This is a genomic window from Moorena sp. SIO2C4 (assembly GCF_010672485.1).
In the GTDB taxonomy this organism is placed as follows: Bacteria; Cyanobacteriota; Cyanobacteriia; order Cyanobacteriales; family Coleofasciculaceae; genus Moorena; species Moorena producens.
Map to the genome: position 1 here is coordinate 1 of NZ_JAAHGN010001348.1, position 1684 is coordinate 1684.

The following is a 1684-nucleotide window of genomic DNA, read 5'->3' on the forward strand; positions in this document are numbered from 1 at the left end:
GATTGCTTTATTAGAAAAACAGATTGACTTTGAGCCTGTTGAAATAAAATTAGATGGAGATCAATTTACGCCAGAATTTATTGAAATCAATCCCTTTCATCACATCCCAGTCCTAATCGATGATGGACGCATTTCATGACCCCGCTTTTCCCCAGCATCCTTCAACCGTCGGGTAGAATATATAGCAATTCTCATAGCTATGAGGTACACAATTTCGGGATTTTAGGGAACAGCGGATCACCGGAACAGCGGATCTGGGAAGAAAGAAGAGGAAATAGGGAATAGGGAATAGGGAATAGGGAATAGGGAATAGGGAATAGGGAATAGGGAATAGGGATGCGCTGCATCAAGAGGTGCGCTCTTACTTGGCGAATTTAATTCGCCAAGTAAGAGCGCACCTAACAGGGAATCAGCTTCCCAGGAGACTGTACCTCATAACTGTGATAAACGCTATAAGGCAGCATTTAGGGATAAGATCGCAATTTTCATTTAGTTTACTCTATATCATAAACGCTATAGAATAAAAATAACTCTTAGGGGCGCACGGGATGCGCCCCATTGGTGTGTGACCAATTGATTGTAAACGGCAGCAAGTCAGCAGTGCGATTGGCCGTAGGCCACGCTACGCGATGCTCGGTACGAGCCGCTACGCGATCGCATAATTTGATTAAGCGCTGTTTGTTGACACTCAAGCGTCAACAGTTAACGGTCAACACATGTCACTTCAGGCATGGCCTTCCCAGCTCAAATCTACCGACTCAGCGATTACTGGTCGGTCGTAACCGTTTTCATGCATCATCCACATCCCTGTCTTGCCGTCAACAGTATTGCTCCAGAAAATGTCATCGTAAGCATTGTCGTCAAAATCCATAACTCCTTGAATTTTCCAGGTGTTGTCAAAGGGTGCATTATTAACAAATACTGATTCTATGTAATCGGTACCTGCCATGCGCCAGTAGTAAAGATTTTGGTTTTCAGTATTAAGCCAGAGAATATCCGTATTATCATTTCCATCAAAGTCTCCGGCACCAACCATCTTCCATTTACTGTTCGCTGATTCTGATTTGATTAGTACTCCCTGAATCGGCTCAGTGCCATTCATCAGCCAAACTGCATTTTCGCCAGTGGAGTGATTACGCCACAGCAGATCGGTTTGCTGATCACCGTTGAAATCTCCTGTGCCATGGATTTTCCAGTTGAGGTCTGAGACTGGGACGATGGATACTGCTTCTTGGAACTGGGAACCCTTCATTAACCAGATACCAATGTCTCCATTAGCGGTATTGCGCCAAACCAGATCTTTGTGGCTATCACCGTTGAAGTCTCCAGCAGCACGAATCTCCCAGTCACTGTTAACGGATTCCATTTGAATCGTCACTGCCTCATCTAGGTCAGTACCCATTACCCCATGCATCCGCCAAGCTCCCATGGCACCAGTCTGAGAATTATGCCAAAACAGATCCACTTCAGCGGAAGTAAATTCAATGGCGTCAATTCGCCCTAACTCGAAGGTCTCATTATCAAGACTATCTGCCTCTACAACAATTTCGATGCCATAGCCTGGGGCAAGTTGTACATCTTTAAAGATAGGATTTGGATTAGGATCACTATTGCTGAGAGAGTCAGTGAAACCGACATAGTTAAGGGGGTTGGGTCCATCTCCACCAAGGTTTTTCTCCAAAGT

Annotated in this window: 3 protein-coding genes and 1 pseudogene; 1 reads left to right on the plus strand and 3 read right to left on the minus strand. The window is 45.0% G+C overall.

Annotation, left to right across the window (positions count from 1 at the left end):
* Nucleotide 1: 1 nt before the first annotated feature.
* Nucleotides 2-127 (plus strand): annotated as a pseudogene (locus F6K20_RS37405) (glutathione S-transferase family protein); the annotation flags it as partial.
* A gap of 70 nt (nt 128-197) precedes the next feature.
* Here F6K20_RS37405 and F6K20_RS37410 read toward each other — a convergent pair.
* From F6K20_RS37410 to F6K20_RS37420, 3 genes are all read right to left on the minus strand, one after another.
* Nucleotides 198-347 (minus strand): hypothetical protein, encoded by a 150-nt coding sequence (locus tag F6K20_RS37410; protein WP_287298242.1) that lies wholly within the window; start codon nt 345-347, stop codon nt 198-200.
* 186 nt (nt 348-533) lie between these two features.
* Nucleotides 534-692, minus strand: a complete 159-nt coding sequence (locus F6K20_RS37415) for a hypothetical protein (protein WP_154659961.1) — start codon at nt 690-692, stop codon at nt 534-536.
* 32 nt (nt 693-724) lie between these two features.
* Nucleotides 725-1684, minus strand: a 960-nt coding sequence (locus tag F6K20_RS37420) for an FG-GAP repeat domain-containing protein (RefSeq protein ID WP_287298243.1), incomplete at its 5' end; no start/stop codon positions are given.